This window comes from Streptococcus sp. 1343 (genome assembly GCF_013277355.1).
Classification (GTDB): Bacteria; Bacillota; Bacilli; order Lactobacillales; family Streptococcaceae; genus Streptococcus; species Streptococcus pseudopneumoniae.
This window is the reverse complement of sequence record NZ_VMMT01000029.1, coordinates 1-5963: the sequence shown is the minus strand read 5'-3', so window position 1 is coordinate 5963 and position 5963 is coordinate 1. Positions and strand designations below refer to the sequence as shown.

Genomic DNA, 5963 nt, shown 5'->3' with positions numbered 1-5963 from the left:
CGTCAGTTCTATCTACAAGTTCAAAACAGTGTGTTGCGCAGTCTTTAACCAGCCGCCTAGTCCGCTCTATGGTATTCATTAAGTCAACATCTCTTGTTTAAGAGCACAAAATCAGGAAATCTTCTCGATTCCCTGATTTTTTCTATTTACGTTTTCGTGTTGAGCTACGTTCTGTTAATCCATGAGATAATAGAACTTCACGTTCTTCCAACACTTCCTTGTGCATAATCTTAGTCAACATACGCATACTAATGGCACCAAGGTCATAAAGAGGTTGGGCAATAGTTGTCAAGTTTGGACGGGTAAAGCGAGAGACTTGCGAATCATCACTGGCAATGATCTCAAATTCTTCTGGTACTGACACACCTTTATCAGCCAAACCGTTCAAGACACCTGCCGCCAACTCATCACCTGTTACAATTGCTGCAGTTGCATTTGATGAAATCAAGCGCTCTGCCAAGGCATAGCCATCTTCATAAGTGTATTTAGATTCAAATACCAATCCTTCGCTATAAGGAATATCTGATTTTTTCAAAGCTTCCTTGTAGCCAACCAAACGAACCTTACCATTGATGTCATCCACTAGTGGACCACTGACAAAAGCAATGCGCTCATTTTCTTTAGCGAGGTAGGTCACTGCATCAATCGTAGCTTGTTTGTAGTCAATATTGACACTTGGAAGCTGATGCTCTACATCCACAGTTCCTGCGAGAACAATCGGAGTACGTGAACGCGAAAATTCTGAGCGAATTTTATCTGTCAAGTGATAACCCATAAAGATAATGCCATCTACCTGCTTTGAAAAGAGGGTATTGACAACAGAAACTTCTTTCTCGTTATCTTCATCGCTATTAGCTAGGACAATATTGTACTTGTACATTTCTGCAATATCATCAATCCCCTTAGCCAAACTCGAAAAATAACCATTGGTAATATTTGGAATCACGACACCAACAGTGGTTGTCTTTTTACTTGCAAGACCACGCGCAACTGCATTTGGACGATAATCCAAACGATCAATTACCTCTAACACTTTTTTACGGGTATTCTCTTTTACATTTTTATTGCCATTAACCACACGGCTGACCGTCGCCATGGAAACACCTGCTTCACGAGCGACATCATAAATGGTTACTGTGTCATCTGCATTCATTCCTTTTCCTGTCCTTTCTATCCCACACATTCTTTTACAAGTAGAGGCACCGATTAAAGCTCTATATCTACTTACAAAAGTGAAGATGTGAAAATTTCGTTTTCATATTTTTACTTATTCCATTCTATCACTAATTGTAAACACTTTCAAGTGTTTTTTGAGGATTGATTGAAAAAATTTCATAGAAAGCCTAGGTTTAGCTCCTTGCTACCACCTTAGAGCCACAAAAAGGAGGAAACTAAGCCCCCTCAAGTTACAAATTGTTTGATTGAATAATTTTAACACATAATGGTTTTCGCGTTATGATAGTATCACAACCAACCAGATTCTTTCGCGATATTAGCTGCCTCTGTTCGATTACCTGCATCTAGTTTCGAAAGAATATTAGTAACATAGTTTCGGACTGTTCCGTTGGATAAATAAAGTTGATCTGCAATTTCTTGGTTAGAGAAACCCTGAGCAATTCCCTTTAAGACTGCGATTTCTTGTTCTGTCAACGGATTGGGATGCGTCATCACCACTTCCATCAATTCAGGCGAATACTCCTTGCGTCCCTCAAGGACGGTGTGCAAGGTTTGCATGAGGTCTGCAATGCTTCGTTCCTTTAATACATAAGCATCCACTCCAGCCTTGACCGCACGTTCAAAATACCCAGCACGCTTGAAGGTCGTCACCACAACCACCTTTGTTTCTAGATTTTCTGCTCGTATCCACTCCAAGACTTCAAGACCTGTCTTAACAGGCATTTCTACGTCAAGGATGGCGATATCCACAGACGCCTTTTTTAATAGTTGGATTGCTTCTTGCCCATTCTTTGCTTGAAAGACAGACTCTACATCCGGTTGAAGCGTGAGCAACTGGCACATGGCATCTCGCAACATACTTTGATCTTCTGCGACTAATACTTTCATCTAGTTTCTCTCCTTATAAGCTAGTCGAACCTGAACTTCTGTCGGTTGTTTCCAACTAATTACCTTTACTTCTCCCGAAAATGGAAGAACACGATCTCGAACTGTATGGAGGTCATCCCCCTTTATAGAAGTAAAGCCACAGCCATCATCTCTCACTGTTAGAATGAGTTCTTTCTCTGTCCGTTCTAATTTCAAGTAGACTTTAGACGCTTTAGCATGTTTGATGATATTGGTCACTAATTCAAGCAAAATCATGGAAGCCGTTGACTCCAATTCCTGAGTTAAGCTAGCTGTATCTAGTTGATTAGCTATTTCCACCTCAATTCCAGCAATTTCTAACATCTTTTTCACAGTCTCTAGTTCGGATGTCAAAGTTCTAGACTTAAGATTTTCCACAATGGTTCGCACTTCATTCATGGAATCCTTACTGATCTGGTGAATTTCTTTTAATTCCTTTTCCACCTGTGGATAAGCCTCCATCTGAAACAACTGCAAGGCTAAATCTGTCTTGACACTCAGCATAGCAAAAGTGTGTCCCAGACTATCATGCAAATCTTGACCCATACGACTGCGTTCATTTTCAGCAAGCAATAGATTTATCTGGGCATTTTGCTTAGCCTGAGCTTCTTTCAAATCCTCCACAATCCGAATCCGAACCAATCCAAAAGTCATTAAATCGACAAAAGTAAGAATTACAAGTAGATAGAATAGAAACTCAACTTCGATTCTCTGAAAAATCAACAGTTGGCCCACAACAAGGACTTGAGCAAGAAGAAAAGTCCAGACATGTAAAGAATTAAAACTACGTACGCCGAAATGATAAATTAAGAGATTGGCAAGGAAAAAGAAGAACCAGATATAATTTACAGCAACAAAGGCAGTATAGCCAGCTACATAGGCTAGCATGATAACCCAACCGAGCCAGGATAAACGCTGACTCTTGGTGGTTAAAACGCCTAAGTAAGCCAAGACAAATAGAATATCAATCCACAAATGCCAGCTAGGAAGCTCCCCAGTCACTACAGGAACGATGGGAAAAACCATAAAAATTAAACTGGCCCAATACATATAATCTATGCTTTTCAGTCTTTCAAGCATTAAGCATTCTCCTTATGACCTTGAAGGTAAATAGTCAAACCAAATAAAACTGCTGAAAAAACAAGTAAATAAACTGTGGTTGATAGATTGATGCCACCCTTGTTTAAGAAGGTCTTGAGCAACTCCATCAACTGATAGGTCGGGAGACACTTACCGACTGCTTGCATCCAGTCTGGAAATAAAGAGATAGGCATCCAGAGCCCACCTAAAACAGCCAAGCCAAGGTAAAGAAGATTGCCCACGACAGACATCAGCTGACTAGTTGGTAAGAGCGTCAAGGTCAAACCAATCGCTACAAATGCAATACTTCCCAAAATCAGCAAGAGCGCCGCCCCAATCCAATTTCCAAGAGACATGTCCACACCTCTTACAAAATGCCCAACTGAGAAAACAACCAGAATTGAGACCATATAATCAACCAGCATACTTGTTATCTTTGATAGATAATATTCTACCATATTTACAGGGCTATGACGCAATGTTTTCTGCCAATTGTTGATCTTGTCGGTATGTAAGACAGCTGGAAATGAGAAGATAGCTGTCGACATCATGGAAAAAGCCGTCATGGAGATAAGATAATCACGCATAAAATTCGCGGGTCCACCTGGTGTGTCCTGGTAGATGCCAGAAAAGAATAAATAGAAGGCTGTCGGCATCCCTACTGATAATAAATAATAGACTGATTGCCGTTTGGTCAATAGAAATTCTATCTTGTTTAGTGCGATCCATCGTTTCATCTTAGTCATCTCCCTTTTGTGTTTCTTCAAAGATTGTATCCAACAAGCTACGATTATTGACTTCAATTTCTTGAATCCTACATCCTGCTTGCACTAACAGTTGCCAAAAAGCATCCGCTTCACGTGTAACTACTTGCAAAGCATCTTGTTTTTGTGACCAGTTTTCAACCAAATTAGACTGCTCAATGACTTCCTTGTAAGCTAGAGGAAGGATAAAATGCTTTTCTATTTCCTCGCTACGCATAGCTAGAGGCGTCGTATCACGAATCAACTCTCCCTTATTTAAAACCAAAATCCGGTCAGCTGTATGTTCTACCTCTTCGATATAATGGGAGGAATAGAGAATGGTGACTCCTTGCGCTTTTAGGTCCCGAACAATTTCCCAAAAACGTTGACGGGTAGAGGTATCCATGGCAGCAGTTGGCTCATCTAAAAAGACAAGCTTTGGTCGCCCAATCAAGGTCAAGACAAAAGAGAAGAGACGCTTTTGCCCGCCTGACAATTTTTCTGCTAATTGCTCTTTCTGTTGCTGATTAAACTGCAATAGTTGATCGATTTCCTGATTGCTCAAGGAATTTGGATAAATTTTTTGAAAGAAAGCAATCAACTCTTTTACCTTTAGTTTCTGAACGATTACATTCTCTTGAGGGAGGTAGGATCTTGTATAGTCTAACTGAGAACTCGTTACTGGTAAACCTTTAATAGATACTTGACCGCTGGAGACCAATTTATCTCCGAGCAAACAGTCCAAGAGTGTGGTCTTTCCTGCTCCGTTTGGCCCAATCATGGCAACACATTCACCTTCAGCTATCTCAAAGGAAATATCCTTCAAAATAGCCTTACCCTTGATGTTTTTATGTAAGCCTTGTACCTTAATCATGTTCATAATATTCTCCTTTCAATCACTCCATTCCCATAGGGAAAACGACGAAAATCATAAATCCAAAACCCCAAGCACCACGGATGAATTGGTAAAGGAAGTCTTGATCAAACCAACCTGTAAACATTTCTACCAACCATACCAAGAGTGACAGACCAATAAAGAGATAGATAATCGCTTTTTTCATTCCTCAAACTCCTTTTTCACATCTGAGACTAATTTCAAACCTTCTCTAACAAGCCAAGACATCATTCCAAATCCAGCAAAGACCTCCCAAGGAAAATGGTAGAAATCCTCATCCAATCCCGAAAACATGAGATAGGTCATAACTCCTGCTGCTACTAGACTTACAGCGATAATCATTTTATTTCTTATCTCTTCTTCCTCCATTTGGTACTACAATTATAGTCTTTTGAAATCAGAGGAGATAGAAGCTTCTGTCACTAGAAAATATGACAAATGTCATAAAAAATTATGTTCAAAACAAGCAAGATACACTATACAATAAAACACAATTAGAAAAATCTAAGGCAACTTCCTCAAAAGAGATATCAAACCCAATTCACACCATAATGTAAACTAATACTTATTTAAAATCAAAAAAGTAGAAATTTTTATCAGGCAAACATATATATTATACGTTGAACAAAACCCTTCTATTGCTTTCTTAAAAATTTATAGGAGGCTAAATTTATAAGAGTTATATAATAAAATAAAATAAGAATCGAACAATTTAATTTTGGAATCCAAATCAATTTATAACAATATTTTAGAAGAGATGTTATACTATTCCAAATTCAATTTAATATAAAATCTGTTAAATTTCAATGTGGTTACCTAAACTACGGTATTTATTGAAAAGACTGGAGACAAAAAGTATACGCTACCAAAATGAATTACTGAAATTCAAAAAAAGAAAGAACCAAACTGATTCCCTCTTAATGTATATAATATCTAGTTTTAAAAATACACACTCACATATCTCTGTAATGAATCGGGAAGACAGGATTCGAACCTGCGACACCTTGGTCCCAAACCAAGTACTCTACCAAGCTGAGCTACTTCCCGAGTTAAATAGAAAAATGCACCCTAGAGGAGTCGAACCTCTAACCGCCTGATTCGTAGTCAGGTACTCTATCCAGTTGAGCTAAGGGTGCTCATTATATTATGCCGAAGACCGGAAT

The 5963-nt window shown here is 38.9% G+C and carries 7 protein-coding genes and 2 tRNA genes; all 9 read right to left on the bottom strand.

The window, feature by feature from the left end; all coding sequences use genetic code 11:
• Positions 1 to 142: 142 nt before the first annotated feature.
• Positions 143 to 1153, bottom strand: a complete 1011-nt coding sequence (ccpA, locus tag HT709_RS05120) for a catabolite control protein A (RefSeq protein WP_172925571.1) — start codon at positions 1151 to 1153, stop codon at positions 143 to 145.
• Between the two features lie 311 nt (positions 1154 to 1464).
• Positions 1465 to 2064 carry a response regulator transcription factor gene (locus tag HT709_RS05115; protein WP_000866713.1) on the bottom strand — a complete coding sequence of 200 codons (600 nt, stop codon included), beginning with the start codon at positions 2062 to 2064 and terminating at the stop codon, positions 1465 to 1467.
• Positions 2065 to 3162 carry a sensor histidine kinase gene (locus HT709_RS05110; protein WP_172925570.1) on the bottom strand — a complete coding sequence of 366 codons (1098 nt, stop codon included), beginning with the start codon at positions 3160 to 3162 and terminating at the stop codon, positions 2065 to 2067. It lies immediately after the preceding gene.
• The gene (locus tag HT709_RS05105) at positions 3162 to 3899 is read right to left on the bottom strand and encodes an ABC transporter permease (RefSeq protein WP_166732176.1); all 738 of its coding nucleotides are present in this window, start codon (positions 3897 to 3899) and stop codon (positions 3162 to 3164) included. Before HT709_RS05105 ends, HT709_RS05110 begins: the two co-directional genes overlap by 1 nt.
• A gap of 1 nt (position 3900) precedes the next feature.
• Positions 3901 to 4785 carry an ABC transporter ATP-binding protein gene (locus tag HT709_RS05100; protein ID WP_119948046.1) on the bottom strand — a complete coding sequence of 295 codons (885 nt, stop codon included), beginning with the start codon at positions 4783 to 4785 and terminating at the stop codon, positions 3901 to 3903.
• Positions 4786 to 4801: 16 nt separating this feature from the next.
• On the bottom strand, positions 4802 to 4966 hold the full coding sequence (locus HT709_RS05095) for a hypothetical protein (RefSeq protein ID WP_000709172.1): 165 nt from the start codon (positions 4964 to 4966) through the stop codon (positions 4802 to 4804).
• The gene (locus HT709_RS05090; protein ID WP_014017355.1) at positions 4963 to 5169 is read right to left on the bottom strand and encodes a hypothetical protein; all 207 of its coding nucleotides are present in this window, start codon (positions 5167 to 5169) and stop codon (positions 4963 to 4965) included. Before HT709_RS05090 ends, HT709_RS05095 begins: the two co-directional genes overlap by 4 nt.
• A 604-nt stretch (positions 5170 to 5773) precedes the next feature.
• Positions 5774 to 5847, bottom strand: a tRNA-Pro gene (locus tag HT709_RS05085).
• Positions 5848 to 5862: 15 nt separating this feature from the next.
• Positions 5863 to 5936: transfer RNA gene (locus HT709_RS05080), tRNA-Arg, on the bottom strand.
• Positions 5937 to 5963: the final 27 nt, after the last annotated feature.

Coding starts and splice junctions, on each gene's coding strand:
- ccpA (WP_172925571.1), bottom strand. CDS start 1,153: ATGAATGCAGATGACACAGTAACCATTTATGATGTCGCTCGTGAAGCA.
- HT709_RS05115 (WP_000866713.1), bottom strand. CDS start 2,064: ATGAAAGTATTAGTCGCAGAAGATCAAAGTATGTTGCGAGATGCCATG.
- HT709_RS05110 (WP_172925570.1), bottom strand. CDS start 3,162: ATGCTTGAAAGACTGAAAAGCATAGATTATATGTATTGGGCCAGTTTA.
- HT709_RS05105 (WP_166732176.1), bottom strand. CDS start 3,899: ATGAAACGATGGATCGCACTAAACAAGATAGAATTTCTATTGACCAAA.
- HT709_RS05100 (WP_119948046.1), bottom strand. CDS start 4,785: ATGAACATGATTAAGGTACAAGGCTTACATAAAAACATCAAGGGTAAG.
- HT709_RS05095 (WP_000709172.1), bottom strand. CDS start 4,966: ATGAAAAAAGCGATTATCTATCTCTTTATTGGTCTGTCACTCTTGGTA.
- HT709_RS05090 (WP_014017355.1), bottom strand. CDS start 5,169: ATGGAGGAAGAAGAGATAAGAAATAAAATGATTATCGCTGTAAGTCTA.